Here is a 26,055-nt window from a genome sequence, read left to right on the forward strand (position 1 = left end):
GCGAGGAGCGAGCCGGGTTTGCGAGCCCCGCAGTCACGAACAGAAGGCGGGAACGCGTGAGTTTCGCCGAGTTGCGGTTGGAGGGCGTGACGCGGAGCTTCGCCGGCCACGACGCGTTGACCGACCTGGACCTGACGGTCCGGCGCGGGGAGTTCATCGCCCTGCTCGGGCCGTCCGGCTGCGGCAAGTCCACCGCGCTGAACTGCCTCGCCGGCCTGCTCCCGCTGACCAGGGGCAGCATCTGGTCCGACGACACCCGGCTCGACACGGTACCGGCCGAGAAGCGCGGCTTCGGCATGGTGTTCCAGAACTACGCCCTCTTCCCGCACATGTCGGTACGCCGCAACATCGCGTTCGGCCTGCAGATGCGCCGGCTGCCCCGGGCCGAGATCCGGCGGCGCACCGAGGAGGCCATCCGGCTGGTACGGCTGGAGGAGCACGCCAGCAAGCTGCCCGGACAGCTCTCGGGCGGCCAGCAGCAGCGGGTCGCCATCGCCCGGGCGGTGGTGCTGGAACCGGCGCTGGTGCTGATGGACGAGCCGCTGTCCAACCTGGACGCGAAGCTGCGGCTGGAGATGCGTACCGAGATCCGCCGGCTGCACCAGTCGCTCGGGCTGACCACGGTCTACGTCACGCACGACCAGGAGGAGGCGCTCTCCCTGGCCGACCGGCTGGTGGTGCTCCGCGAGGGGCGGGTGCAGCAGGTCGGCACCCCGGAGGAGCTGCACACCCGGCCGGCGAACTGGCACGTCGCCGACTTCATGGGCTACCGCAACCTGCTGCGGTTGCGGGCCGAGCAGGGCGGCGGCCCCGAGGTGGTGGTGACCGGCCAGGGCATGCGGCTGGTCGGCACCCCGGTCGGGCCGGTGGCCGCCGGTGCCGAGGTGATCGCCGGGGTTCGTCCCGAGGACCTGCGGATCACCGGTCCGGACGAGGGCGTACCGGCCACCGTGGAGGTGGTGGAATACCAGGGCCGAGAGGTGGCGGTCGAGGCGCGTACCGCCGAGGGCGTGCAGTTCAACCTCCGGACCGACCAGCGTCCGGCACTGGGTGAACGGATCGGGATCGGGGTGGATCCGGTCCGGCTGCTGGTCTTCCCGCTGGCTGAGCCGGCCGGGCGGTCCGGCGACGGACCGGCACCGGACGGGGCGGCCGGGGCGCCGGCGGACGAGCCGGCCGGCACACCTGTGGAGGATTCCGGCGACGCGCCGGTGGACGAACCGGCCGCCGGAGGCTCCCGGTGAGCGCCACCGAGAGCCCGCCCCGGGCCGCTGAGCCGACTGACGGGCGACCGGCCGAGCGGCGGCCGCCGGGCCGGACCCGGGTGGCGTTGCGGCACCGGCTGGCCGAACGCGGCATCGACCGGCAACTCCTGCTGCTCGCCCCGGCCGCGCTCTTCATCCTGGTGCTCTTCATCTACCCCTTCGGGTACGGCGTCGGGTTGTCGTTCCAGCCGACCCAGGGCGGACCGTTCGCCGCGTACCAGGAGTTCTTCTCGGATCCGTACCAGCGGGACACCATCTGGACGACGCTGCGGCTGTCGCTGCCGGCGGCGCTGCTCAACGTCGCCGCGTCGGTGCCGATCGCCTACCGGATGCGGGGGCGGTTCCGGGGAAAGCGGCTGCTCACCACCGTACTGGTGGTGCCGATCACCCTCGGCACGGTGCTCACCGCGCAGGGGCTGCTCAACTTCCTCGGCCCGACCGGATGGTTCAACCGGATCCTGCTCGGCGTCGGGCTGGCCGACGAACCGGTCCGGCTGACCAACAACTACTGGGGGGTGTTCTTCTCCATCGTCATCACCGGCTTCCCGTTCGCCTTCCTGCTGGTGCTGTCGTACCTGTCGGGCATCGACCCGTCGCTGGAGCGGGCCGCCGCCACCCTCGGCGCCGGCTGGTGGCAGCGGTTCCGCCGGATCACCCTGCCGTTGCTGGCGCCCGGGCTGGCCACCACGTTCTGCCTCACCTTCGTGCTGGCGTTCAGCGTATTCCCGTCGGCGGTGCTGGTCGGTGACCCGGCCGGCACCACCAGAGTCATCTCGATCGCCGCCTACGAAGCGGCCTACGTCCAGTACGACTATCCGATGGCCGCCACCATCGCGGTGCTGATGGGACTGGTCGAACTGCTGGTGATCGCGGCCGTACTCGGCTGGCGGGCCCTGCTCTACACGGGGTCGACGGCGGGAGGGAAGGGCTGATGAGTTCGGTTAGCGCCCCGGTGCCCCGCCGTCGTCGCCTGGTCGCCCGACCGGCGGCCTGGCTGATCTGGGGCGTGGTGGCGTTCTTCTTCGTCAACCTCGCCGGTGTGATCGGCTCGGTGCTGGTCAGTTCCTTCGGCGACCGCTGGTACGACACCTGGCTGCCGCAGGGCTACACCACCCGGTGGTACGGGCAGGCCTGGCAGGAGTTCGGCCTGTTCCAGGTGCTGCTGGTGACCCTGGAGGTGTCGCTGCTGGTGGTCGGCATCTCGGTGCTGGTCGGGGTGCCCGCCGCGTACGTGCTGGCCCGGCGGTCCTTCCCCGGCCGGCGGCTGCTCTACCTGCTGTTCCTGCTGCCGATCCTGATGCCGCCGATCACCTACGGCATCCCGCTGGCCACGGTGCTCTACAAGTACGGCTTCGCCGGGCACCTCTCCGGGGTGGTACTGGCCAACCTGGTGCCCTCGGTGCCGTTCGTCATCCTGACCATGACGCCGTTCATCGAGCAGATCGACCCGGCGGTGGAGCGGGCCGCCCGGATGTGCGGGGCGGGCACCCGGCAGATCTTCGTCCGGATCCTCGCCCCACTGCTCACCCCGGGCATCCTGGCCGCCTCGATCCTGGTACTGGTGCGGACGGTCGGCATGTTCGAGCTGACCTTCCTCACCGCCGGGCCGGACTCCCAGACCCTGGTGGTGGCGCTGTATTACACGATGTCGGCGGCGGGTATCCGGGCGCAGCAGTCCATCGACGCGATGGCGGTGATGTACACCGCGATGATGCTGGTGCTGCTGGTGGTCGCACTGCGGTTCGTCAATCCGACCCAACTCGTCGCCCGGGTCCGGGAGGACGTCGACTGATGGGTTCGTCGCGGCCCGGGCCGGCAGTTCGACCCCGGGTCGCGGCGCCGTCGGCCAATATCGCAATAACGCGTAAAGCGGGGCGAATCACCTAGTAGACAGGAGTCCTAGCTGCTTCGCACGCCAGGAGTATCCGTGTCGCATCACCTCGACTCCCCGCTCGCCCTCCAGGACACCCGGCTCGATCTGACCGACCAGTACGTCTTCCCGGGCGAGAGCGGGACCGTCCTGGTGATGAACCTGAACAGCTCGACGGCCGGCAAGGACGCCAAGCCGGGCTTCCACCCCGAGGCCCGGTACGAGTTCAAGGTCCACCTCGACGGCGCGACGGTGGAGAACCTCAGCTACCGGATCACCTTCGACGAGCCCCGTCTGTGCACCCAGGTCTACAGCGTGCCGGACGGACATCCCGGCCGACCGCCCCGTCAGCAACCGGCCGCCGGCGCCGAGCCGTCCGGAGTCAGCCGTCCGAGGCCGAGCACGGGCGCGGCGAGCGGCGGCGCCGACGGTCAGTCCCGGAACATCCCGGCGAGCACCTCGGCGGTCCGGGCCGGGTTGGTGGCGACGAAGTAGTGATCGCCGGGCACCATGTGCAGGCTGGCGATCCGGTCGACGGGGATCCGGGCGGTGACCGCGTCCCGGGTGCAGAGCCCGTCGTCGGTGCCGAGCAACAGGTGCACGGCCCGGGACCGCACCCCCTGGAAGCCGTCCGGGGCGAGCGCGATGTCCCGGCGGAACCGGGGCAGCAGCAGTCGGGTGATCTCCTCCGAGGTGAGCGCGCTGGTCGGCAGCAGCCCGGTGCTGCGCAGTCCGGCCAGCAGGGTCTCGTCGTCGTCGGAGACCAGCGCCGGGCGCTGCGTGCCGGGCAGCATCGGCGGGGCGGAGAGGACCACCTGGGCCCCGGCCAGCCCGTCACCGGCGGCGTCGGCCACCGCGGCGGCCAGCACCGCACCGAGGCTGTGCCCGAACAGCACCGCACCGTCCGACAGGTACGGCGTGCCCGCCCGCCACCAGGCGTCGGCGGCGTCGCCGATGGTGGCCCCGTCCCGGTAGGTCGCCTCGCCGGCCACCACCCGCCACGAGCCGGGCAGATGCCGGGCCAGCCGGGTGAACGCCCCGGAGGAGCCGCCCGCGTACGGGATGCAGACCAGGGTCCGGCCGGGACCGTCGCGGAGTACCCGCATCCGGACCGTTGCCCGCTCGCCGGCCCGGCTGCGGAGCTGGAACCGGGCGAGCTTGCCGGTCGAGGTGGTCGGCAACGCCTCCACCACCTCGACCACCGCGGGACGCTTGTGCGGCGGCAGCCCGGCCCGGAACGCCGCCCGGGCCGCCCGACGCAGCACGCCCGGGTCGACGCCGGAAGCCGGCACCAGGTAGGCCACCGCCTGCTCCAGCCCGGCCTGGTCCCGCGCACCGACCACCGCACACTGGGCGAGCCCGTCGAGGTTCCGGACCGCCGCCTCGACGTCGAGCGGCGAGACCTTGTAGCCGCCGATGTTGATCAGGTCGTCGTGCCGGCACAGGTAGCGCAGTTCCCCGTCCGGGTCCTGCCGGACGATGTCGCCGGTGTAGGCCCCGCCGTCGGCGAAGGTACGTGCCGCCGACTCGGGACGGTCCAGATATCCGGCGGCCACCGACGGGCCCGCCACGTGCAGCCGGCCCTCCGTCCCGTCCGGCACGACCCGGCCGGTGTCGTCCCGGACCGTCACCGTCGTGCCGGGCACCGGCGTACCGGTCGAGCCGGGCTGACTGCCCCGGGTGGCCAGCACGATGTGCAGTACCTCGGTCGCGCCCAGCCCGTTGACCAGCGGTACCCCGAAGATGCCGGTGAACTCGGCACAGAGCGATGCCGGCAGGTGCTCCCCCGCCGACACGGCGAGGCGCAGCGAGCCGAGGTCGGGAGCACCGGTCGGGTCCGCCGGGTCGCCCTGCCCGGCCCGGTCGAGCAGCGCGGCGTAGACCCGGGGCACCGCGCAGAGCACGGTCGGGCGGTACCGGGCGATCGTCGCGGCCAGCCGGTAGACGTCCGGCGGTCCCTGGTTGAGCAGTACGCCGGCCCCGGCGGCGAGCGGAAAGAGCAGCGAGTTGCCGAAGCCGTACCCGAAGGAGAGCTTGGCGGTGGAGAGCACCAGGTCGTCGGGGCGCAGGTCGAGGATCCGGCCGAAGCCGTCCAGCACCCCGGTCACCCCGATGCCGTTGTGCAGTACCCCCTTCGGCTTGCCGGTGCTGCCCGAGGTGTACTGGATCAGCAGCACCTCGGACGACGGCTGACCGACCGGCGGCGGTGACGGTGGCCCGCCGGGGGCCAGCCACTCCGGGCCGCCCCGGGGCAGCCCGAGGCCGGCCTGGTCCGCCCGCGCGCCGCCCGCCTCGTCGGCGTGCAGGAACCCGGCCCGACAGTCCTCGGCGATGAAGTCGAGTTCCGCACCGGTCAGCATCGGGCTCACCGGCACCGCCACGGCACCCCGCCACCACAGTGCCAGGATCGCCACCGCGGTCGGCAGGTCGTCGTCGGCCACCACCAGGCCCCGGGTGCCGGGGCCGATCCCGGCCTCGCCCAGCCGCGCCGCGTAGCCACGCACCGCGCGGTACAGCTCCGCGTAGCCGAGCCGGCCGCCCGTGCCGGTCAGGTACGCGATCCGCTCGCCCCGACCGGACGCGAGCGCTCGCCCCACCAGCCGCTCGACGAGGTTGGCGCTCCCCATGATGAGACCTCCAGGATGGCTGCGTTGCCGGACGGTTCGATCGCCATCGCGAACAGGCTCGCCGGCGCCGGGGCGCTGGCGCAGTACGCGACGGCACAGGCCGCCGCCAGCAGGCCACCGGCCGCCCCGAAGTCGCCGAGCGACGCTTCCAGGTGCCAGACCGGCCGGGCGGCACCGTTGGCGAGTGCCTCGACCAACTCGGTGTCGACGGTGGAGACGATCGTGCCGACCGGCCCGGGCGGTGGACCGCCGACCGGCGCGTCACGCTCGGGCGCGCGGCGGTCGGTCGGTGCACCGGCGGGCGGTCCGGCCGCACTGCCCGATCCCGCGGGGCGGGCGGCGCGGACCAGGGCGCGGCACTGGGCCGCCAGGTCGGACGGGTCCAGGCTGGTCCGGCGGAACCGTCCGAGCCGGATGCCCGGCTCATCGTCCCGGCCCGGCGACACCGCGAGACAGGCCGCGCCCTCGGCCGCGTCGAACCCGTCGGCGAGTCCACCGAGGCTCCACCGGCTCACCGTCGCCGAGCCGCCGACCAGGGCACGGGCCGCCTCGCCGTCGGCGAGCAGCCGGGCCGCCTCGACCAGCGCGCTCAGGCCGGCCGCCGTACCGCCGGTGATCGTCTCGTTCGGGCCGTCGAGCCCGAGCCGGATGGAGACGGTCGCGGCCGGTCCGTTGAACGCCGAGGCGGGACCGATGATCGGGCTGCTCAGCCCCGGCTCCAGGGTGGCGGCCTCGACGCAGATGGTGGCGTACTCGGCCAGCCCCGCACTCGAACTGGCCCAGAGCACCGCGGCCGGACCGGCCTGGACGGGGTCGACGAGTGACGTCGCGAGCCACGGGTCGGGCGGATCGTCGGGCCGGGCCGTACCGGCGTCGGCCGCCGCGGCCAGCGCGAGCAGGGACTCGGGGGGCAGGGCCCGCAGTCCCCGGCCGGCGACGGCGGCCGGAATCCGGGGCGCGACCGGGGCGTGCGTACGCCGGTCGAGCGGGGCGAGGTCGGTGTCCGGGGCCGCGAAGCGGCGTACCGGCGCCGGCGGCACGGGTGCCCCGTCGACCAGTCGGGCCAGCTCCGCGACGTCGGCCACGCCGGGCAGCCGCAGCCCCAGGCCGCGTACGGCCAGGCATTCCTCAACCGGCGGCACGATCGTCCTTCCCGAGCAGTACGGTCGAGACCCCGCCGCCGAAGCCGAACGCCTGGCTCAGCACCACCCCGACCGGGGCACGCCGGCCGGCCGGCTCGACCAGGTCGATTCCGCCGCAGGCCGGGTCGGGTTCGATCAGCGTGACGTTGCCCGGCACCAGGTCGGCGGCGAGCGCCTGCACCGCGATGATCGCCTCCAGGGCGGCGGCGGCCCCCTCGGCATGCCCGAACTGCCCCTTCACCGAGGAGACCACCGGTCGGCGGCGCCCGGCCAGCGCCTTGGCCACCGCCCGGGCCTCGATGCCGTCACTGGCCTGGGTGCCCGTGCCGTGCGCGCAGACCCAGTCGACGTCGTCGCTGGTCAGCCGGGCGCGATCGAGGCAGCCGTGGATGGTCGACACCAGACCGTTGCCGTCCGGGTGCGGTTGGGTGGGGTTGTGCGCGTCGGCCGCGGCGGCGCAGCCGAGTAGCCGGGCCAGCGGCCGCCCGCCCCGGGCCGCGACCCGGTCGGCGCGTTCCAGGATCAGCGCTCCGGCGCCCTCGCCCGGGATGGTGCCCCGCCGGTTGACGTCGAACGGCCGCACGGTGTCGACCGCGAGAGCGCGCAGCGAGGTGAACATCGCGAGGATCTCCAGGGACAGTTCGGAGACCCCGGCGCAGACCGCGACGTCGACCTCGCCGGTCGCGACCGCCCGGGCGCCGGCGGCGATCGCACTGTTCCCGGCCGCGCAGCCGGGCGCGAACAACACCGTCGGGCCGGTGACGGCGACCACCTCGCGAAGCGTGTCCAGCAGCGCGTCCGGCCGGGCCCAGGCCCGACCCGGCACGTCCAGCCGGCCTGTCCCGATCCCCCGGTCCAGGATCGGCCGGGTGGCCATCACGGTGCCGGCGAAGACGCCCAACCGATGCGCCCGGCTCCGTTCCGGCACTCCGCCGTGCCGGAGCGCCTCCAGCGCGGCGACGGCGAGGAACCGGCCGGCCAGGGACTCGTGGCCGGGCACCATCGCGTCAAGGTCCGCGACCGCGCCGGCCGGCACCTCCGCACCGCAGCGGGCCGGATAGCGGGACATGTCGAACCGGGTCACCGGGCCGGTCAGCACCCGCCGTCCGGTCACTGCCGTCCAGAGCGCGTCCGCGCCGAGGCCGGCGGCCGAGACCGCGCCGACTCCGGAGACCACCACGGCCGGGCGGCCGTCCCGGGTCCGGTCACGGCCCAACGGAGATGCCCCGATCCCGGAGTACGGCGAGGGTGTCGCCGAAGTCCTGGAGCCCGGCCGCCTCCTCGTCGGTCAGCCGTACGCCGAGCTGCCGCTCGATCCGGACGACGAATTCGACCTTCTGCACGGAGTCGATCCCGAGGTCTTCGTAGAACGCCGCCCCCTCGGTGATCTCGTCCGGGTTGACCTCGAAGATCTCCGCCGCCAGGTCCCGCAGAACGGCGGCCGACACCCTGTCTCGCTGTGCCAAGTCCGGCTCCCTTCCCGATCACCGCTCGCCACGTTTCGTGGAACTTGCGGGTGGGCTCACAGTGAAGTTTTCCAGGAAGGAAACGACGCGGGAATCGCTTGAGATGCGACCAAAGAGCTTGTTCGCGCCGGCCGAATAGCTCGTTACCATAGCCCGATCAGGTTGGTCCGGAACGGAAGACCCGGTATCCCCGACGGACGATCTTTCCTTGTCGGACGATGGTCGGTTCCGGTGTCGACATTGTCGTTGATCACTGGTAGGTGATCGAATACCCGCCGATCAGGGCAGCAGCGCCACCGGGCCGGCGTCGATACCGACCCGGAACAGGGCGTACGGCCGGCGTCGCCGGTCGACCCCGCCGGAGTAGTCGGCCTGCCGGTGGAGTTGGTTGGCGGTGACGTAGAGATATCCGTCGGCGCTGACGGACATGGTGTCCGGCCAGAGCAGGCGAGGGTCGCGTACCAACGCCTCGAACCGGCCGTCCGGGTGCCGGCGCAGGACGGCGTTCTGCTCGTACGCGGTGAGATAGACCCGGCCCGCGTCGTCACTCTCCAGCCCGTCGGAGCCGGACCCCTTGTCCCCCTCGTCCCGGACCGTCGCCGCCACCTCGGCGTCGTCCAGGGACCGGTCGACCAGCGCGTCGGTCGAGACGCTGTAGAGCCGGCGGGAGGCGAGCGGGCAGTAGTAGAGGCGGCTGCCGTCGGCCGAGATCGCGATCCCGTCGGAGCCCATCGAGACCGGGCTCGGCGGCCCGTCGGGCGGGCAGACCAGGAACGGCCGCCCCTCGACCAGCGGCCGGAACGTGGCCAGCGGTTCGGCCTTGGTGGACGGGTGGTCGTTCAGCCGGCGCCAGGCCGTCCCGCTGGCCAGGTCCACCACGACGATCCCGTTCGGACCGGAGTTGGACGAGTCGGTGAGGAAGGCGACCCCGGCAGAGCGGCGGCGCAGGTCGAACCGGACGTCGTTGAGATACGAGCTGGGCAGCGCCACGTCGGCGGGGAACACGATGGTCTGGGTGACCAGGTCGGTGTCGAGGTCGACGCAGACCAGTTTGGGACCGCCGGTGCGGGTCGGCCGGAACTTCGGGCTGCCGGTGTCGAGCACCCAGAGCCGGTCGGTCGGGTCGACCACGACGCTCTGCACCGAGACGAAGGCACCGGCGTCGTCGTCGCCGGCCGGGCTGTTCCAGTCCTGGTCCGGATAGGGCACGCAGGCCCCGTCCCGCAGCTCGGCGACGGTGGCGTCGACCTGGTCTCCCCAGCGCGGGAAGTTGACGAAGATCCTTCCCTGCCGGGAGACGGTGACCCCGGTGGGCATGGCACCGGAGAAGGTGTGCACGGTCTCCAGCCGGCCGAGCGGCTCTTCGCTGGTCAGTTCGTCGCTCATCCGGCCCCCCCGTGGCCCGCCCGGATAGGAGCGGCCGAGTCCGCGACCGGCTCGGCCACCACGCCACTGTAAACCGAACAACGCTGCGGAATACCTGAATAGCAGGATTTGCCGCTGATATCCGACTGCTACTCTGAGCTCCGTTCCCAGGCACAGTCGCACATCTATGTAGGAGTCTTTCCAACAGCGCTCACGATTGGTTAAATACCTTCAACTTTTCGCCTCGCCTGCGCCGAAGGGCCCTTCGATGAAGACCGGATACGCACGTAGCCTGGCCATCCTCACCGCGACCGCACTCGCCGCCCCGATCCTGCTGACGGCCACTCCCGCCAGCGCCGCGACGGTGACGGTCGACAACACCACCGCCGACCGCTTCACCGCCAGCGCCAACTGGGGTACGTCCACCTGGTCCGCCGACCGGCAGGGCCCCGACTACCGGTACGCCACCCCCGACACCACCGCCAGCGACGTGGCCTGGTTCAAGGTCAACGTCCCCAGCGCCGGCAATTACCTGGTGGAGGTCTTCTACCCGGCCGACCCCGGCTACAACAACGCCACCCCGTTCGTCGTCGCCACCACCAGCGGCAACCAGAGCGTCCCGGTCAACCAGCGGACCAACGGTGGCCGGTGGGTCAGCCTCGGCACCTTCCCGCTCGCCGCCGGCGACTACAACGCGGTCGGGGTCAGCCGGTGGACCAGCGGCACCGGTTACGTGGTCGCCGACGCGGTCCGGATCACCACCGCCACCGGTGGCGGCACCAGCTTCTCCCTGCCGCTGCCCCGCACCGCGCTGCCGCGCAGCGAGTACGACGACCCGCACCACGACTATCCGGCGATCGACCTGCCGGTGCCGACCGGCACGGCCGCGTACGCCGTCCGGGCCGGCACCGTGGTCCGGATCAACGACAGCAGTTGCGGCCAGGGCATCAACCTGACCGGCACCGACGGGGCGATCTACACGTACTGCCACTTCTCCGCCTGGTCGGTGGCGTCCGGTGCCACCGTCACGGCCGGGCAGCGGATCGGCTCGACCGGCAACACCGGCAACTCGACCGGCCCGCACCTGCACTTCGGCATCCGGACCGGCAGCACCAGCCGCTGCCCGCAGAACTTCCTGCTCGCCCTCTACGACGGCGTCACCCCGCCCGCCGCCAGCAGCCTGCCCACCAGCGGTTGCAGCTACTGAGCTGTCCGGAAAGGCCCCCGCTCGTCGTCTTCGTAGCGGGGGCCTTCCCGACCAGCACGCTCCTCAGCGCTTGCGGGCGACCAGGATGTCGCGGACGATCGCCTGGTCGACCCGGTGGGCGAACTCCAGGTACGGACCGTCGGCCAGCACCTCCAGGCCGGCGTCGGCGAGGACCCGGGCCGCCTCGTCCCGGCGGGCCACCTGGGTGTTCCAGGCGATGCCGAGTGCCCCACCGGGCCGGAGCAGGTCGACCCAGACCGGCACCGCCTCGGCGAGCAGGGCGAGCGGGCTGCGCGCCAGCCCGTGCCCGGCGCTGCGGCTGCCGTGCTGTACGCCGTACGGGGCGTCCGTCACCAGTAGGTCCTGGCTGCCGGGCCGGAAGAACTCCGCACTGCGGACGGTGTCCACCTGCACCACGTCCAGCCGCTGGGTCTGGCCCGCCCGGTAGGACTCCTTGTCGGCGGCGAGGTCGACCTGCAACCGCCGGGCCACCACCTGCCGGTTCCGGCGCACCGGCCCGGACTCGGCCCGGTGCTTCACCCGCTTACGCTTCAACCAGGTCTGGATGTACGTCGAGTACGCCTCGAAGTCCTTCTGGTCGCGATCCACCCCGGCGGCGTCGTACCCGTACATCAGCGCCTGGTTGAGGGTGGTGCCCCGGCCGCAGAGCGGGTCGAGCACCCGGAACTTCCGGTCCAGCATCTGCGGGGCGAAGTCCGAGGCGAGCAGCGTCACGTTGAGCAGCAGCTTGGTGAACTGCTCGTTGGTCTTGCCCGGATACTTCGGGATGGTCAGCAGGTCGTCGTCGAACCGGTCCAGCCGGCGCAGCTCGACCGGCCGGAGCAGTCCGCCGGTGACCTCGAACAACACGTAGATCGACGACAGGTTGGCCAGGTACGCGACGTCGCGTCCGTCGAGCTGGTCGGCGGTGAAGGTGACGTAGCGGACGCCACCGAGCACGGTCTCGGCGATGTCGTGCAGCCGGCCGCCGAGCACGGCCCGGTCGAAGGCCGCCAGCTCGGCCCGGGTCAGCGTCACCGAGGCGTCCGCGTAGACGCGGTTCGACGACGGAGAGATCAACAACGCGTACTGGCTCATCTGTCCTTCCGGCAATTCGCACGCTTGCGACCGGTAGATGCTAGTCGGCGCTCCGCAGCCGCCTCCGTCGAGGTCAGCCGGGGTGTCGGTACGGCGGCGGATACTTGCGGCAGTTGATGGATGACCCGCCGCCGCGCAGCGGGTTAGCCTTCCCCGATGATCTATGCCGACTGTTCCGTTCCGGGCCCGTTCCCGGAGCCGACCACCCCCGAGTCCGGCAGGTGACGTCGATGAGATTGACCGCGTCGAGAAGACGGAAACTCGCCACCCTCGCCTCGGTGGCCCTGACGGCCGGACTGCTGGCCCTGGCCCAGCCCAGCCCGGCCGCCGCCGAGCCCGAGGTGGGCAGCGCCCGGCTCGTCCCGCTCCAGGTCACCGGCCCGGCCAGCGAGCGGCTCAACCTGATCCTGCTCGGCGACGGCTACACCGCGGCCGAGCTGCCGAAGTTCCACGCCGACGTGGACCGGCACATGAACGTGCAGTGGAGCATCGAGCCGTACCGCAGCTACCGGAACTACTTCAACGTCTACGTGATCGAGATCGTCTCCGGTGAGTCCGGCATCCGCTGCGACCCGGACGACGATCCGCCGGACCCGGACCGGATCACCCCGCTCGGCCTGCACTACGCGGACGGCTGCACCAACCCGCTCGCCCGGGGCATCACCTTCCAGCCGTACGGCACCCAGGCGCTCAACCGCTATCTCCAGCAGCTCGTCGCGCCGCTCGGGGTGACCGCCAGCAACCGGCAGATCCTGGCGATCGCCAACACCGACACGTACGGCGGGATCGGCGGCACCAACGCGACCACCTCCGGCAGCGCCCCGCAGGGGCCACTGATCAGCCCGCACGAACTGGGCCACTCGCTGGGACAGCTCCAGGACGAGTACCCGTACTCCAACCGCCCCGACCCGGGCGGGCCGTACTGCACCGACGACTGCGCCGAGCCGGACTCGCGGCACCACACCCGGCTGACCGAGCAGCAGATGGTCGAGCAGCAGGCGAAGTGGTGGCGCTGGCTCGGCGAGGAGAGCGAGTCCGGCGGCACGATCGGCCGCTACGAGAGCGGCATGTACGCCACCTCGGGCGTCTGGCGGCCCAGCGAGCACTCCATCATGCGCTGGATCGGCTTCTACTACGACCAGGTCAGCCGGGAGATCATGACGCAGCGGATCTCCGGCCGCCGCAACACCAACGCGATGACGCTCTCCGCCACCCCCACGGACCGGGCGGTCGGGCGCACCGACGTGCTCTGGGTGGAGACCCAGCATCCGGTCTACCACGAGCTGGACGTGCGCTGGGCGGTCAACGGGGTCGCGGTGCCGGACACCCACAACAGCCGCAACCTGGAACTCGCCGACCTGGACGTCCGGCCCGGCGACGTCGTACGGGTGACGGTGTCGGATCCCACCGAGTTCGTCCGGGACCCGGCGATCCGCAACGGGCCGGCGCTGACCCAGAGCCGGCAGTGGACGGTCGGCGCCGAGCCGAGCCCGCCGTCGGAGGTGGACGTGGCGTTCACCGCCTCGACCCAGACCGACGAGCGCGCGGTAGGCGGCGAGGACGTGGTGTACGTCGAGACGACCCACCCGGTCGACCGGGTACTGGACGTGACCTGGCGACTGGACGGCACGGTGTTGCCGAACCCGCACAACAGTCGCAACCTCGACCTGGGTGCGCTGCGGCTGGCTCCGGGCAGCTACCGGCTCACCGCGACGGTGACCGATCCGGCCGCTCCCGGCGGGGACTCGGAGACCCGCACCTGGACGGTCGACAACCTCGAGGCGGGCACCACGGCGACCCTCTCGCCGCCGGTCACCACGCTGCCGGGCGGCACCCCGCACCACGTCTACTTCGAGCGGTTCACCATGGGGCTGGAGCCGACCGACGACCGGCCCGGGTTCACCGTCGGCGAGTTCCGGCTCGACCGGGACGGCTGGTTCAACTACTTCGGCTGGCCGGACGCCCCGGCCGGTACGCCGTTCCTGTTCACCCCCACCGGCACGGTGGTGAAGTCGCTGGTCTACGGCAACCTCGGCTCGGGCGGGCTCTCCAAGGCGGTCTTCGAGGAGACCGAACCGGGCTACGGCACGCACACCGTCGAGCACCGGGCGATCGACGCGGCCGGCAACATCGGCTCGGCGGACGAGTTCCGGGCCACCGTGCTGCCGGGTTCCTCGCCGGCCTGCACCCGGACGATCTCCGGTGCCCGGGCCGGCAACCTGACCGTCGCCACCGGGGTGACCTGCCTCAAGGACGCCTGGGTGGCCGGCCGGATCACCGTACGCCCCGGTGCCTCGCTGATCGTCTCCGGCGGTGAGATCTCCGGCGGGATCAGCACCGACCGGGCGGTCGCGGTGCAGATCTTCGGCGCGACGGTCAGCGGCGCGGTCCAGATCAGCGGCAGCACCGGCACCGTGGCGAGTGTCGGCAGCACGTTCAGCGGCGCGGTCCGGCTCGCCGGCAACGCCGGTGGTGAGCACGGGCTGGCCATGGCCGGCAACCGGATCAGCGGCCTGCTCTCCTGCACCGGCAACGGGCTGGTGGCCGACTTCGGGGTACGCAACCAGGTCCGTGGCCACGCCTCGGGCGAGTGCACCGGGTGGTGACGGTGACCGGCTGATCGGCCCCGGGCCGGTGGTGGGTGCCTCGGGTTACCACCACCGGCCCGGCCGTCCGGCGGGCATGCCGTCCGGCGGGGAGACGCCGTCCGGCCGTCCGGCGGGAAGACGCCGTCAGGCGTGGTCGCGCCAGATTTCCCGCAACGGCTCGATCCCGGCCGCCGGGTCCAGGTTGAGCACCGCGGCCCCGAGCCGGTAGGTGTAGCGGTCGGTGGGCTCCCAGTAGATGCCGGGCCGGTCGCTGGCGGCCCTGAACTCCACGTACGCCTGCAGCGGCCCGCTGCCGGCCTGCTGGCTCACCTCGCCGGAGAGTTCGAGCACTCCGCTGTACCGGTCGATGACGCCGTCGGAGATCTGGGTCCGATAGTCGTCCGGCGAGTGGTTCGGCAGCCCACGGGGGGCGCCGGAGTTGTAGAAGTACCCGATCCAGTCGTTGCCCTGACACCGTACGACGGCTCTGAAGTTGTCGTCCGGCATCTCCAGCCCGGTCTCGTCCCGGTGCCGCGTCGCGTCGCCCGACCGCTCGCACCTGTCGGCCGCGGCGATGAACCTCCCCGCGAACTCGCGCAGGTCGCTGTCGTCGCCGAAGGCCCGGGTGGGGGAACCGGTCCGCCACCAGATCACGCCGCCGACGGCGGCCAGCGCCAGCACGACCACCGCCACCGCCCCGGCCACCACGGCACGACGGCGCCGCCGGGGCACGGTACGGCCGGCGGCACCCCACGGCGGCGCGGACGCGCCGGGCAGCGGGCCCGGCACCGGCGCGGACGCCCCGGGCGGAGTCGGGGGCACGCCGGAAAGCGGGGTGGGCGCGCCGGGCGGAGTCGCCGAGCCGGCGTGCGGATTCGGCGTCTCGGCGTGGCCGGCGACGCCGACCGGCTCCCTGATCGCCATCGCCGGCAGGTGCAGCCCGCCCTCGGCCACCACGAACTCGGGCTGCTCGATCGCGACCGGCGCCATCTCCGAGTGCTGGTGCAGCAGCGTCGCCACCAGTGGGATCCGGGTCGATCCACCGACCAGGAAGACGGCGGAGACCCGCTCCCGGTGATCCCGGTGGTAGTTGTCCAGGGTCTGCACGGCCAACCGGACCGCCCGGGTCAGCACCGGTCGGGCCGCCTGCTCGAACTCCTCCCGGGTAACGTGCACGTCCCGGTTGAGGATGGGGAGGTGCACCGAGGCCGTCGGCTGGCGGGAGAGCATCTCCTTCGCCGCCTTGGCGTCGTCCCAGAAGAGCCGGAAGTCGCGGAGGTCCTCCGGTCCGGCCGGAACGGTCAGCCGGCGCCAGCGTTCCGGATCGCTCGCCGCCACGGCCGCGCCGATCCGCTCCACCACGATCGCGTCGAGGTCCACTCCGCCGAACGCGTCCATGCCGTCGGTCGCCACCGTCTCGAAGGAGCCGGGCGTCCGGCGTACGACGCTCACGTCGAAGGTGCCGGCGCCCAGGTCGAAGACCATGATGGCCTGGCCCGGCGCGAGTTGCCGCCCGAGCACCCGGACGAAGTACGCGGCGGCGGCGGACGGCTCGTCCACCAGCCCGACCCGGGGCAGTCCGGCGAGGGCGGCGGCCGAGTGCAGCACCTGTCGTCGGGCCGGTCCCCAGGTCGCGGGATGGGTGATCGTCACCGTTGCCGGCGCCTGCCCGGCCGCGCGGACCGCCTCGGCGTAGACCCGCCGCAACCCGGCCGCGACCAGCTCGGCGATCGGGTACGCCCGCGCGCCGAGCAGCAGTTCACCCGCGTCGACCATCCGCTTCGGATTCGGCTCGTAGCGGGCCGGGTCGACCCGCGCACTGCGCTCGGCGTCCCGCCCGACGAGTATCCGGCCGTCGGATGTGGCGAAGACGGCGGAGGAGAGCAGCGGCGAACCGTCGAACACCAACGGCCGGACCCGGCCGTCCGGCCACCGCAGCATCCCGACCGTGTGTGAGGTCCCGTAGTCGACAGAAAGCGCGAAGCTGAGGCCCGTCACGGCACCGGAGTCTACGAGACCCGGCAGGCTCAGGGCCGGCGCAGCACGCCACCGTACTCGTAGAACCGGGTCTCCTCCGCGCCCCTGCCCAGGTACGGCCGGAGCGCCTCGTCGACCGGTGCGAGCGGCGGCTGGGTCGGGTCGGGACGCCAGGTCTTGACGTCGACCAGCCCCGGCTCGACCGGCTCGAAGTCGCGGACGAACTCCGCCACCTCGTCGACCATACGGTTCTTCCAGGTGATGCCCATCTTCTTCACCATCGCGTTGCCGGCGTCCACTCCGGCCCGGTCGGTGCCGGCGAGCTGCGAGTAGCCCAGGTAGCTGTCCGGGGCCATCGCCTCGCGCATCACCGCGAGCAGGTGGCGGACCTTGTCGTCGTCGACGATGGAGTGGGTGACCGAGAGCAGCAGCACCGCGACCGGCCGGGAGAAGTCGATCATCTTGCGGACGTCGGAGTCGGCGAGGATCCGCTCCGGCTCGGTGACGTCGGCGGCGATCACCCGGGTCGTCTCGTCGTCGGCCAGCAGGGCGCGCCCGTGCGCCAGCACGATCGGGTCGACGTCGACGTAGACCACCCGGGCCCCGGGCTGGAACTGCTGCGCCACCTGGTGCACGTTCGCCTGGGTCGGCAGCCCGCTGCCCAGGTCGAGGAACTGCCTGATGCCCAGGTCGCGGGCGAGGAACCGGACCGCCCGGTAGAGGAAGAGCCGGTTCTCCCGGGTCACGTCCAGGCTGGACGGGTACTGCGAGTTGACGAACTGCACGGCTGCCCGGTCCGCCGGAAAGTTGTCCTTGCCGCCGAGGGAATAGTCGTACATCCGGGCCGAGGTCGGGACGTCGATCGGAAAGGCGGGGTAGCCTCCGTCGTTTGGCGCGGTCACGAGATCAGCTCCGTACGGATCGAGGGGGACGGATTACCAGCGTAGCGGCTCCGTCGACCCTCCCTTTGCGAGCGTTGGCCCGGGCGCGTGTCGCGGCTCAGCGGCCGCAGCCCACCCGGTGCCCGGCGAGGGCGATGTCGTCGATCCAGAGGTCGAAGTGGTCCGGGGTGGGGCCGCCCTGGTAGAGCTGCCAGCCGATCTTCACCGTGTCGGCGCGGGGCAGGACGAAGTCGACCGGGTTGCCGCCGTGCTCGGTGGTGCTGACCGTCATCTCGGGCTGGGCGACGCCGTCGATCCAGACCGCGACCCGGTTGTCGGTGGCGTCCCACTGCCACTCGAAGCACTGCCACCGGTCCTCCACGGTGGGCGCGGACTCCCGCCAGTTCGTCCAGTCACCGGTCGGTCCGCCGTCGGCGCCGACGCCCCAGTACGACCCGCCCAGCGGTGGCGCCCACTGGCCGCCGATCGGCCGGACCACCTCGGCGCTGCCCGGGCCGGTCGCCTCGACCAGGGTGAAGTGCGCCCAGTCGGGGGCGGTCGGGAAGGCGTCCACCTTCAACCGGATCCGGCCGTAGAAGCTGTTGCCCGGCGCGGCGAAGTCGTCCACCTTGAGGAAGGCCCGGCCGTTGCCCTCGGTGTGCACCCGCAGCACCTTGTCGTGCCGCTGCCGCTCGACCGTCAGGATCCCGTCCTTGGTGTCGATGCCCCAGGCCAGCGAGGCGGCACCGCCGGTGGGCAGCCGTTCGAAGTCCTCGCAGAACAGCAGCGTGCGGGGACCGCAGCCGCCGGGCGGGCCACCGTGCCCGGCCTGCCCGCCGCCGGCCTGTGCGGCGCCGCCGCTGGCGAGTACCGCAGCGGCGGTGAGGAGGATGAGGGGAAACCGTTTCGTCAGCCCGACCATGGCGCAAGAGCATGACAGATATCGATGGATGGCGCCACCCGGGTACGCCCGACATCCCGCCGACTCCATCGACATTGACGATCATCTTTGGTTTACTGGAGGGCCCCGGCCGTGGTCCGGTGCCCCACCGCACCGCGCGTACGCGTACGCGCCCCGCACCGGCCGGTGGCACGTCCGGAGGTGTGCTATGAGCAGTGGGTCCGGATCGGACTCGCCCCCCGTCGACGTCCTACCCTCCGGGGTGTCCCGGCGCGGTGTGCTGCACCGGACGGCGGTCGCCTCGGCCGGGCTGGCCGTCGGCGCGGCAGCCGGGCCGGCGGTCGACACCGGGCTGGCGGAGCCGGCCGGCGCGGCACCGGCGCCGGAGCCGGCCGGCGCGGCGACCGTCGAGATAACGGTGGCGGTCAACGGCCGCACCGAGCGGCTGCGGATCGACTCCCGGGTCACCCTGCTGGACGCGCTGCGCGAGCGGCTCGGGCTGACCGGTTCCAAGAAGGGCTGTGACCGGGGCCAGTGCGGCGCCTGCACGGTGCACGTCGACGGTCGACGGGTGCTCTCCTGCCTGACCCTGGCGGCGGCCACCGCCGGGCGCCGGGTCACCACCGTGGAAGGACTGGCCGACGGCGACCGGCTGCACCCGGTGCAGCAGGCGTTCATCGACTGCGACGCCTTCCAGTGCGGGTTCTGCACCTCCGGGCAGATCATGTCGGCGGTGGCCCTGCTCGACGAGGGGCACACCGGCTCGGACGAGGAGATCCGCGAGCACATGTCCGGCAACATCTGCCGCTGCGGGGCGTACGAGAACATCGTGGCCGCCGTCCGGACGGCCCGGCGGAGCGGGGCGGACCGATGAGGCCCTTCGACTACCGCACCGCACAGAGCGTGTCGCAGGCCGTCGCCGGCGGCGGAGCCGGCATTGCCTACCTGGCCGGCGGGACCACGCTGGTGGACCTGATGAAGCTGGAGGTGATGACCCCCCGCCAGGTGGTGGACATCAACCGGCTGCCGCTGCGCGGCGTCTCGGCCGACCGGGAGGGGCTGCACGTCGGTGCGCTGGAACGGATGAGCGACGTCGCCGGGCATCCGCTGGTGGCCGGTGAATATCCGGTGATCGCCCAGGCCCTGCTGCACAGCGCCTCGCCGCAGTTGCGCAACATGGCGAGCATCGGCGGCAACCTGTTGCAACGGGTCCGCTGCGGCTACTTCCGGGACACCACCACCGGCTGCAACAAGCGCCGGCCCGGCTCCGGCTGCCCGGCGGTCGACGGCGAGAACCGCGGCCACGCCATCCTCGGCACCAGCGACTCCTGCGTCGCCACCCACCCCAGCGACCTGGCCGTCGCCCTGGTCGCGCTGGACGCACGGGTCCGGCTGGTCGGCCGGGGCGGGACCCGGGACGTCCGGCTCGCCGACTTCTACCTGCTGCCCGGGGACACCCCGGACCGGGAGCACGACCTGCGCCCGGGCGAACTGGTCACCCGGGTCACCGTGCCGCCGCTGCCCTGGGCCACCCGGTCGGCGTACCTGAAGATCCGGGACCGGCAGTCGTACGAGTTCGCCCTCGCCTCGGCGGCGGTGGCGCTGGACCTGCGCGGTGGCCTGGTCCGGGACGTACGGGTGGCGGTGGGCGGGGTCGGCACCCGGCCCTGGCGGCTGCCGGCGGTGGAGGACGCGCTGCGCGGCAAGGCTCCCCGGCCGGAGGTGTTCGAGGCAGCCGCCGCCCTGGCGGTCGAGGCGGCCCGACCGCTGGCGCACAACCGGTTCAAGACGACGCTGGTCCGGCGCACCATCGTGCGCGCCCTGACGAACCTGGTGGGTTGAGATGAGCGGCGCTGCACGGACGGTCTCGGTCAACCGGGTCGACGGCCGGCTCAAGGTCACCGGTGCGGCCCGGTACGCCGCCGACCAGCCCGTCGAGCGGCTCGCGCACGGCTACCTGCTGCTCAGTACGGTCGCCCGGGGCACCATCCGGGCGATGGACGTCGCCGCCGCCGAAGCCTCCCCCGGCGTACTGGCGGTCTACACGCCGTTCCGCTCGCTGGCGCTGCTCGGCAGCGGCACGCCGTTCAGCGTCGGACACGGTTGGCTGCCGTTGCAGGACACCGAGGTGCGCTATCACGGGCAGGCGATCGGGCTGGTGGTGGCGGAGACGTTCGAGCAGGCCCGGGACGCCGCCGCGCTGGTCCGGTCCGACTACGAGGTCCGGCCGGCGGCGGTCTCCTTCACCGACGGCATCCCGGGGGCCACCGATCCCGGCCCGATGATGGGCGAGCCCGCCCGGCTGGAGTTCCTGGCCGACGGGGTCGGCTCGATCGACGACGCGCTGGCGGCCAGCGAGGTGACCGTCTCCGGCACCTACCAGCAGCCGGGCAAGCACCACAGCGCGATGGAGCCGCACGCCTGCGTCGCCGCCTGGCAGGACGGGGCGCTGACCCTCTACACCGGTACGCAGAGCGCCTCGCTGACCGTCGGCGCGATGGCGGCGGCGCTCGGCGTCGAGGCGGCGAAGGTGCGGGTGGTCAGCCCGCACGTCGGGGGCGGCTTCGGCAACAAGATCGCCACCTGGGCGCATCCGCTGCTCGCCGCCGCTGCCGCGCGTACGCTCGGTCGGCCGGTCAAGGTGGTGCTGACCCGGGAGCAGACCTTCACGATCAGCGGAAACCGTTCCGCCGTACGCCAGACGGTGCACCTGGGCGCCCGCCGGGACGGCACCCTGGTCGCGGTCAAGCACCAGGTCTGGGCCAGCCAGTCCAGCTCGGGCGGCATCTTCGAGAGTTCGGCGCACACCACGTCGCGCTATCTCTACAAGACCGAGAACCTGCACCTGGAACAGAAGATCGTCACGCTGGACGTGCCGCCGCCGACCTGGATGCGGGCGCCCGGCCAGGAGTCCGGCTCGTTCGCTCTGGAGAGCGCGCTGGACGAACTCGCCGCCGAACTGCGGCTGGACCCGGTCGAGCTGCGGCTGCGCAACTACGCCACGGTCTATCCGGGGCGGAACGTACCGTGGTCCAGCAAGCACCTGGACGAGTGCTACCGGGTCGGCGCCCAGCGGTTCGGCTGGGCCCGCCGCAACCCGACCCCCGGCGCCGTCGTGCAGGGCGAGTGGCTGGTCGGGATGGGGATGGCCACCGCCAACTATCCCGGCGAGCGGTTCCCGGCCTCGGTGAAGGTACGGTTCCTGCCTGACGGCGACGTATCGGTCTCCAGCGCCACCGCCGACCTCGGCACCGGGATGTGGACGGTGCTGGCCGTGCTCGGCGCGGAGGCGCTCGGCCTGCCGGTCGCCCGGATCCGCAGTGACCTCGGCGACTCCACCCTGGCCGCCAACATCGGCGCGTTCGGCTCGGGCGCCACCGCGAGTACCGGTCCGGCGGTGGCCGCCGCAGCCGAGGCAGCGATCACCACGCTGATCACACTCGCGGTGACCGACGAGCGGTCGCCGCTTGCCGGGGTGCCCGCCGCCGACGTCCGGTACGACCGGGGCGACCTCGTGTCCCCGGACCGGCGGATCGGCTTTCCGGAGCTGCTGCGCGCGGTCTCCTCGGCCGGCGTCGAGGCGACCGGCACCGCGGCACCCGGCCCGGAGCACGGGAAGCACGCCTTCACCTCGTTCGGCGCGCACTTCTGTGAGGTCCGGGTCAACCGGTGGACCGGCGAGCCCCGGCTGAGCCGGATGACCACGGTGATCGACGGCGGGGCGATCATCAACGCCAAGACCGCCCGCAGCCAGATCATCGGCGGCGTCGTCTTCGGCATCGGTCAGGCGCTGCTGGAGGGCGCCGCCGTCGAGCCGGAGACCGGCCGAATCGCCAACGGCAACTTCGCCGACTACCTGCTGCCGGTGAACGCCGACATCCCCCCGATCGACGTGCACTTTCTCGACCACCCGGACCTGCTGTTCAACCCGCTGGGCGCGCGCGGCATCGGCGAACTCGGCACGGTCGGGGTCGCCGCCGCGATCGGCAACGCCGTCCACAACGCCACCGGGCGGCGGATCCGCGAGCTACCGATCACCCTGGACAAGCTGCTCGACTGAGGACGGCGTCTCGACCGAGGAGGACGCCCTGACCGAGGAGGACCCGCCGGCCGGGGACGGTGCCGGTCGGCGTCGCCGCCGGACGAGCAGCACCGGCAGCCAGGGAGCGGCGCCGAGCAGCACCAGCAGGGTGAGCAGCGGCAGCCGCCACCAGCCGGAGGTCTGCGCCGGCAGCCCGGCGGGCGGCTCCGCCACCCACGGCCGGGCCGTCTTCGACCAGGCCAGGAAGGCGTCGCCGATCGGCACCGCGCCGAAGGCGTACCGCTTGGACCACGGGGTCTCCAGGGGTACCCCGGCCAGCTCGCCGTAGTTCGCCAGCGCGCCGGCCAGCGCGGCGTCGCCCTGGACCTGCGCCGCGCCCAGCGTCACCACGGTCGCCGAGAGGCTGACCCCGAGCAGCAGCGGGCCGGAGTCGACGTCACCCGGGCCGGAGGTACCGGCCGGATACTCCCGGACGGCCGGGCCGAGCCCGAGCGGCGTGGCCACGAACCGGTCCCGGAAGCCGAGGTACTGCTCGCGGGCGAAGCCCGGGTCCACGTCGACCAGGAAGCGCAGGATCATGCTCTGCGAGGTGGCCCGGGCACCCTCGGCCGGTGCCCCGGTCGCCGGATCGACCCGGTGCGGCAGCAGTCCGGTGGCCGGGTCGAGCCGTTGGCGTACCCCGGCCAGCCACCGGTCGACGGTGTCGCCGAACCGGGCGGGCAGCAGTGTGTCGTGCAGCCGCAGCGAGGCGACCGCCACGGTGGAGTCGACCGGCCAGGCCTGCTCCGGGTACGCCGGCAGGTAGGGCGACACCGACGCGTCGAAGGCCGCACCGAGCGCGACGGAGTCGTCGGTGAACCGGGCCAGCTCGGCCGGATCCCGTGACGTGCCGGGTTGCAGGCTCAGCACCCCGCCGCGCAGCCAGTTGGACCAGCCCCGGTAGAAGACGCCGTACGACGGGGTGAGGTCGGGGCTGAACGGCGCGCGGCCGGCCGGTGAGTCGAGACGGTCCAGTGCCCAGCGGGCCTCCCGCAGCGCGGTGCCCCGCTCGGCCTCGGGCTGGCGCAGGCCGAGTTCGACCCAGCTCAGCCCGTAGAGGGTGTGCAGGAAGAAGTAGCCCTCGGGGAAGAGTCGCTGTGCCGCCTCCCCGGCGCCGCCGGTCAGCTCGGCGCGGAGGAAGGCGAGCTGGCGACGTACTCCGGGCGGGTCGGCGGTGGGACCGGCGGTGGCCGGCACGACCAGCCGGACTGCCCCGGTCGCCGCGCCGGCCGTGACCACGACGGCGAGCAGGAGGTACGACCAGCGCAGCACCCGGCGCGCTGTCGTCGATCTTCCGAACACCCCGCCGAGGGTAGGTCGTCTGTCAAGATGGGACGACCGATCCGCAGGGAGGACGCTGGTGACCTGGGCCGAGATGCTCGCCTACTGCCTGGCCAAGCCGGGCGCCTGGCAGGACGAGCCGTGGGAGGGCGACGTGGTGATCAAGGTGGGGCCGAAGATCTTCGCCTTCCTCGGCCAGGAGTCTCGGGCCAGCGTCGGCGTGAAGTGCGGCCCGAACCGGGACGTGGCCGACGAGTGGCTGCACCGGTTTCCGGAGGACGCCTCGGTGATGGCCTACATCGGACGGTCCGGCTGGAACACCCTGCGGCTCGGCGCCGGAATCCCCGACGACGAGTTGCGGGAGGCGGTCGACGCCTCCTATTCCGCGGTCGTCGCCAAGCTGCCGAAACGCGACCGCCCGACGGTCTGACGCCCTGACGCCCTGACGCCCCGACGACCTGATGTCCTGACGACCGTCCCACGGACCTGACGACCGTCCCACGGACCTGACGACCGCCCGACGGCCCCGACCGCCGCAGCGGGAGGCCGTCGGGCGGGCCGATCCGGGTCAGCCGGTGGCGGGCGCGGGCAGTGCCGGCCCGGCGATCCCGGCGGGCACCGGGTCAGCCGTTCGCGGGCGCCGGCAGCGCCGGCCCGGCGATCCCAGCGGGGACCGGGCTGTCGGCCCGGACCGGCTGGTCGGGTTCCGACCGGCGGAGTTCGCGCACCTCCCGGCGACCGGAGGGCACCAGCAGCGCCGCCACCATCGCAGCCAGGGAGAGCACGGTCAGCATCGCGAAGCCGTGCGTGAAGCCGGCCTCCCGGGGCAGCCCGCTCGGCTGCGGGTTGGCGGTGACGACGCTGCTCATCACCGCCGCACCGATCGCGCCGCCGATGGTGCGGATGTTGGCGTTCATCCCGGTCGCGGCCCCGGTCTGGCTGGCTGGGACGTTCCGGACCACCAGGTTGGTCATCGAGGAGAAGGCCAGGCCGATGCCGAGGCCGAAGAGGCCGGCGGCGAACCCGATCTGCCAGCGCGCGTCGTGGGCGAAAACCAGGCAGGCGCCGGAGAGCGTACTGAGCGCGGTGCCGGTGGCGAGTTGGGCCCTGGCGCTGAACCTCGGCTCCAGCCGCCCGCTGACCAGCCCGGCCACGAACATGGTGACCAGCATCGGCAGCATCAGCAGGCCGGCGGTGGTGATGCTGGCGCCGAAGCCGTAGCCGGCGCTCGTCGGCGCCTGCACGAACTGCGGCAGGAAGGCGTAGATGGCGAACATGGCGGCGCCGTAGAGCAGCGCCACGAGGTTGGTCGTCCAGACGCCGGGGTGGCGCATCATCCGCATGTCGATCAGCGGGTTCGCCGAGCGGCTCTCCACCACGATCCAGCCGACCAGGCCGGCGACGCCCAGGGCCAGCAGGCCGAGTACCCGGCCGGAGCCCCAGCCCCAGGCAGGGGCCTTGCTCACCCCGAGCAGCAGCGCGACCAGCCAGCCCGCCAGGAGTACGGTGCCGGGCCAGTTGATCCGGCCGGCGGTCCGGACCGGCGACCGGGGCACGAACAGGTACGCCGCCAGCGCGGTCGCCGAGACGACGATCAGCGGAATCCAGAACAGCCAGCGGTAGTCGAGCGCGCTGACGATCGGTCCGGCCGCCACCACGCCGAGTCCGCCGCCGACGGCGATGATCGCCGACATCGCGCCGATCGCCGAGGACATCCGGCTGGCCGGGAACTCGTCCCGGATGATCCCGAACGAAAGTGGGAAGACGGCGCCGCCGACGCCCTGCACGACCCGGGCCAGCAGCAGTACGCCGATGTTCGGGGCGAGCGCGGCCACCAGCGAGCCGACGGCGATGGCGACCAGCGAGGCGACCAGCATGCGTTCCTTGCCGACCATGTCGCCGATCCGGCCCAGGATCGGCGTGAAGATCGACGCCGACAGCAGGTACGCGGTCAGTACCCAGGTGACGGTGTTCGGCGAGGTGTTCAGGTCGTGCTGGATCGTCGGCAGTACCGGACTGATCAGCGACTGCAACATCGCGAAGAAGCCGGCACCGGCGGCGAGGACGGCGAAGGTCGCCCGCCGGGAGGTGGGACGGATGAACCGGGTCACGGATGGATCTCCAAAGTGTTGGTGCTGCGGGGTCCGGGCGGGCCTCGCCGGCCGGGCTTGGCCGATCGAGGGAACTCCGGCCGGTACTCGTTCCGGTCGGTACTCGTTCCGGTCGGGCCGGGTGGTCCGGTCCCGGCCGTCCGCGTCGGGCGGACGGTCCGGTTCGACCCGGGCTGCGCGCGTCGTTCCGGTCGA

General features: G+C 72.7%; 21 protein-coding genes. 10 read left to right on the plus strand and 11 right to left on the minus strand.

Annotated features, from left to right (window positions below; genetic code table 11):
* The first annotated feature begins 56 nt into the window (after window positions 1-56).
* The 4 genes from ACQEVC_RS33075 to ACQEVC_RS33090 all read left to right on the plus strand — a co-directional run bounded on the left by ACQEVC_RS33075 (window position 57) and on the right by ACQEVC_RS33090 (window position 3,630).
* Window positions 57-1,244, plus strand: coding sequence for an ABC transporter ATP-binding protein (locus tag ACQEVC_RS33075; RefSeq protein WP_432885571.1), 1,188 nt, complete (start codon window positions 57-59; stop codon window positions 1,242-1,244).
* A complete protein-coding gene (locus ACQEVC_RS33080; protein WP_432885574.1) occupies window positions 1,241-2,197 on the plus strand; it encodes an ABC transporter permease in 957 nt (318 codons plus the stop codon). Before ACQEVC_RS33075 ends, ACQEVC_RS33080 begins: the two co-directional genes overlap by 4 nt.
* Window positions 2,197-3,057 (plus strand): ABC transporter permease, encoded by an 861-nt coding sequence (locus ACQEVC_RS33085; RefSeq protein WP_432885577.1) that lies wholly within the window; start codon window positions 2,197-2,199, stop codon window positions 3,055-3,057. The genes ACQEVC_RS33080 and ACQEVC_RS33085 overlap by 1 nt, the downstream gene beginning before the upstream one ends.
* 135 nt (window positions 3,058-3,192) lie before the next feature.
* A complete protein-coding gene (locus ACQEVC_RS33090) occupies window positions 3,193-3,630 on the plus strand; it encodes a DUF4331 family protein (RefSeq protein WP_432885580.1) in 438 nt (145 codons plus the stop codon).
* Here ACQEVC_RS33090 and ACQEVC_RS33095 read toward each other — a convergent pair.
* From ACQEVC_RS33095 to ACQEVC_RS33115, 5 genes are all read right to left on the minus strand, one after another.
* The gene (locus ACQEVC_RS33095; protein ID WP_432885582.1) at window positions 3,567-5,762 is read right to left on the minus strand and encodes an AMP-binding protein; all 2,196 of its coding nucleotides are present in this window, start codon (window positions 5,760-5,762) and stop codon (window positions 3,567-3,569) included. The two genes, ACQEVC_RS33090 and ACQEVC_RS33095, sit on opposite strands and share 64 nt — an antisense overlap.
* The gene (locus ACQEVC_RS33100; RefSeq protein ID WP_432885585.1) at window positions 5,684-6,904 is read right to left on the minus strand and encodes a beta-ketoacyl synthase N-terminal-like domain-containing protein; all 1,221 of its coding nucleotides are present in this window, start codon (window positions 6,902-6,904) and stop codon (window positions 5,684-5,686) included. Before ACQEVC_RS33100 ends, ACQEVC_RS33095 begins: the two co-directional genes overlap by 79 nt.
* On the minus strand, window positions 6,891-8,120 hold the full coding sequence (locus ACQEVC_RS33105; RefSeq protein WP_432885587.1) for a beta-ketoacyl synthase N-terminal-like domain-containing protein: 1,230 nt from the start codon (window positions 8,118-8,120) through the stop codon (window positions 6,891-6,893). Before ACQEVC_RS33105 ends, ACQEVC_RS33100 begins: the two co-directional genes overlap by 14 nt.
* Window positions 8,110-8,370 carry an acyl carrier protein gene (locus tag ACQEVC_RS33110; protein ID WP_318396498.1) on the minus strand — a complete coding sequence of 87 codons (261 nt, stop codon included), beginning with the start codon at window positions 8,368-8,370 and terminating at the stop codon, window positions 8,110-8,112. Before ACQEVC_RS33110 ends, ACQEVC_RS33105 begins: the two co-directional genes overlap by 11 nt.
* Before the next feature lie 279 nt (window positions 8,371-8,649).
* Window positions 8,650-9,756, minus strand: coding sequence for an L-dopachrome tautomerase-related protein (locus ACQEVC_RS33115; protein WP_432885591.1), 1,107 nt, complete (start codon window positions 9,754-9,756; stop codon window positions 8,650-8,652).
* Window positions 9,757-10,003: 247 nt separating this feature from the next.
* Between ACQEVC_RS33115 and ACQEVC_RS33120 the strand changes: the two genes are divergently transcribed.
* A complete protein-coding gene (locus tag ACQEVC_RS33120; protein ID WP_432885594.1) occupies window positions 10,004-10,942 on the plus strand; it encodes a peptidoglycan DD-metalloendopeptidase family protein in 939 nt (312 codons plus the stop codon).
* A gap of 63 nt (window positions 10,943-11,005) precedes the next feature.
* On the opposite strand, the gene ACQEVC_RS33125 is transcribed toward ACQEVC_RS33120, so the two are convergent.
* On the minus strand, window positions 11,006-12,040 hold the full coding sequence (locus tag ACQEVC_RS33125; RefSeq protein WP_432885597.1) for a TRM11 family SAM-dependent methyltransferase: 1,035 nt from the start codon (window positions 12,038-12,040) through the stop codon (window positions 11,006-11,008).
* A 230-nt stretch (window positions 12,041-12,270) separates the two neighbouring features.
* On the opposite strand from ACQEVC_RS33125, the gene ACQEVC_RS33130 reads away from it, so the two are divergent.
* Entirely contained in the window at window positions 12,271-14,646 is a 2,376-nt protein-coding gene (locus tag ACQEVC_RS33130) for a M64 family metallopeptidase (RefSeq protein ID WP_432885600.1), read from the plus strand.
* A gap of 126 nt (window positions 14,647-14,772) precedes the next feature.
* Here ACQEVC_RS33130 and ACQEVC_RS33135 read toward each other — a convergent pair whose 3' ends face one another.
* The 3 genes from ACQEVC_RS33135 to ACQEVC_RS33145 form a co-directional block, all read right to left on the minus strand.
* Complete coding sequence (locus ACQEVC_RS33135; protein WP_432885603.1) at window positions 14,773-16,626, minus strand: Hsp70 family protein; 1,854 nt, start codon at window positions 16,624-16,626, stop codon at window positions 14,773-14,775.
* A 29-nt stretch (window positions 16,627-16,655) separates the two neighbouring features.
* Complete coding sequence (locus ACQEVC_RS33140) at window positions 16,656-17,507, minus strand: SAM-dependent methyltransferase (RefSeq protein WP_432885606.1); 852 nt, start codon at window positions 17,505-17,507, stop codon at window positions 16,656-16,658.
* Window positions 17,508-17,604: 97 nt separating this feature from the next.
* Entirely contained in the window at window positions 17,605-18,408 is an 804-nt protein-coding gene (locus ACQEVC_RS33145) for a hypothetical protein (protein ID WP_432885608.1), read from the minus strand.
* A gap of 391 nt (window positions 18,409-18,799) precedes the next feature.
* Here ACQEVC_RS33145 and ACQEVC_RS33150 point away from each other — a divergent pair, with 391 nt between their 5' ends.
* From ACQEVC_RS33150 to ACQEVC_RS33160, 3 genes are read left to right on the plus strand one after another with little or no spacing between them, the layout of a single operon-like run.
* A complete protein-coding gene (locus ACQEVC_RS33150; protein ID WP_432891841.1) occupies window positions 18,800-19,261 on the plus strand; it encodes a (2Fe-2S)-binding protein in 462 nt (153 codons plus the stop codon).
* Window positions 19,258-20,229, plus strand: a complete 972-nt coding sequence (locus ACQEVC_RS33155) for an FAD binding domain-containing protein (RefSeq protein WP_432885610.1) — start codon at window positions 19,258-19,260, stop codon at window positions 20,227-20,229. The genes ACQEVC_RS33150 and ACQEVC_RS33155 overlap by 4 nt, the downstream gene beginning before the upstream one ends.
* Window position 20,230: 1 nt before the next feature.
* Window positions 20,231-22,447, plus strand: a complete 2,217-nt coding sequence (locus tag ACQEVC_RS33160) for a xanthine dehydrogenase family protein molybdopterin-binding subunit (protein WP_432885612.1) — start codon at window positions 20,231-20,233, stop codon at window positions 22,445-22,447.
* Here the strand turns inward: ACQEVC_RS33160 and ACQEVC_RS33165 are convergent.
* Window positions 22,415-23,770 carry a hypothetical protein gene (locus tag ACQEVC_RS33165; RefSeq protein ID WP_432885615.1) on the minus strand — a complete coding sequence of 452 codons (1,356 nt, stop codon included), beginning with the start codon at window positions 23,768-23,770 and terminating at the stop codon, window positions 22,415-22,417. The two genes, ACQEVC_RS33160 and ACQEVC_RS33165, sit on opposite strands and share 33 nt — an antisense overlap.
* A 58-nt stretch (window positions 23,771-23,828) precedes the next feature.
* Between ACQEVC_RS33165 and ACQEVC_RS33170 the strand changes: the two genes are divergently transcribed.
* Window positions 23,829-24,179 (plus strand): MmcQ/YjbR family DNA-binding protein, encoded by a 351-nt coding sequence (locus ACQEVC_RS33170; protein WP_432885616.1) that lies wholly within the window; start codon window positions 23,829-23,831, stop codon window positions 24,177-24,179.
* A 193-nt stretch (window positions 24,180-24,372) separates the two neighbouring features.
* Here ACQEVC_RS33170 and ACQEVC_RS33175 read toward each other — a convergent pair whose 3' ends face one another.
* Complete coding sequence (locus ACQEVC_RS33175) at window positions 24,373-25,860, minus strand: MFS transporter (protein ID WP_432885619.1); 1,488 nt, start codon at window positions 25,858-25,860, stop codon at window positions 24,373-24,375.
* Between the last annotated feature and the right edge of the window lie 195 nt (window positions 25,861-26,055).

The sequence above is a fragment of the Plantactinospora sp. CA-294935 genome (assembly GCF_050936445.1).
Classification (GTDB): Bacteria; Actinomycetota; Actinomycetes; order Mycobacteriales; family Micromonosporaceae; genus Plantactinospora.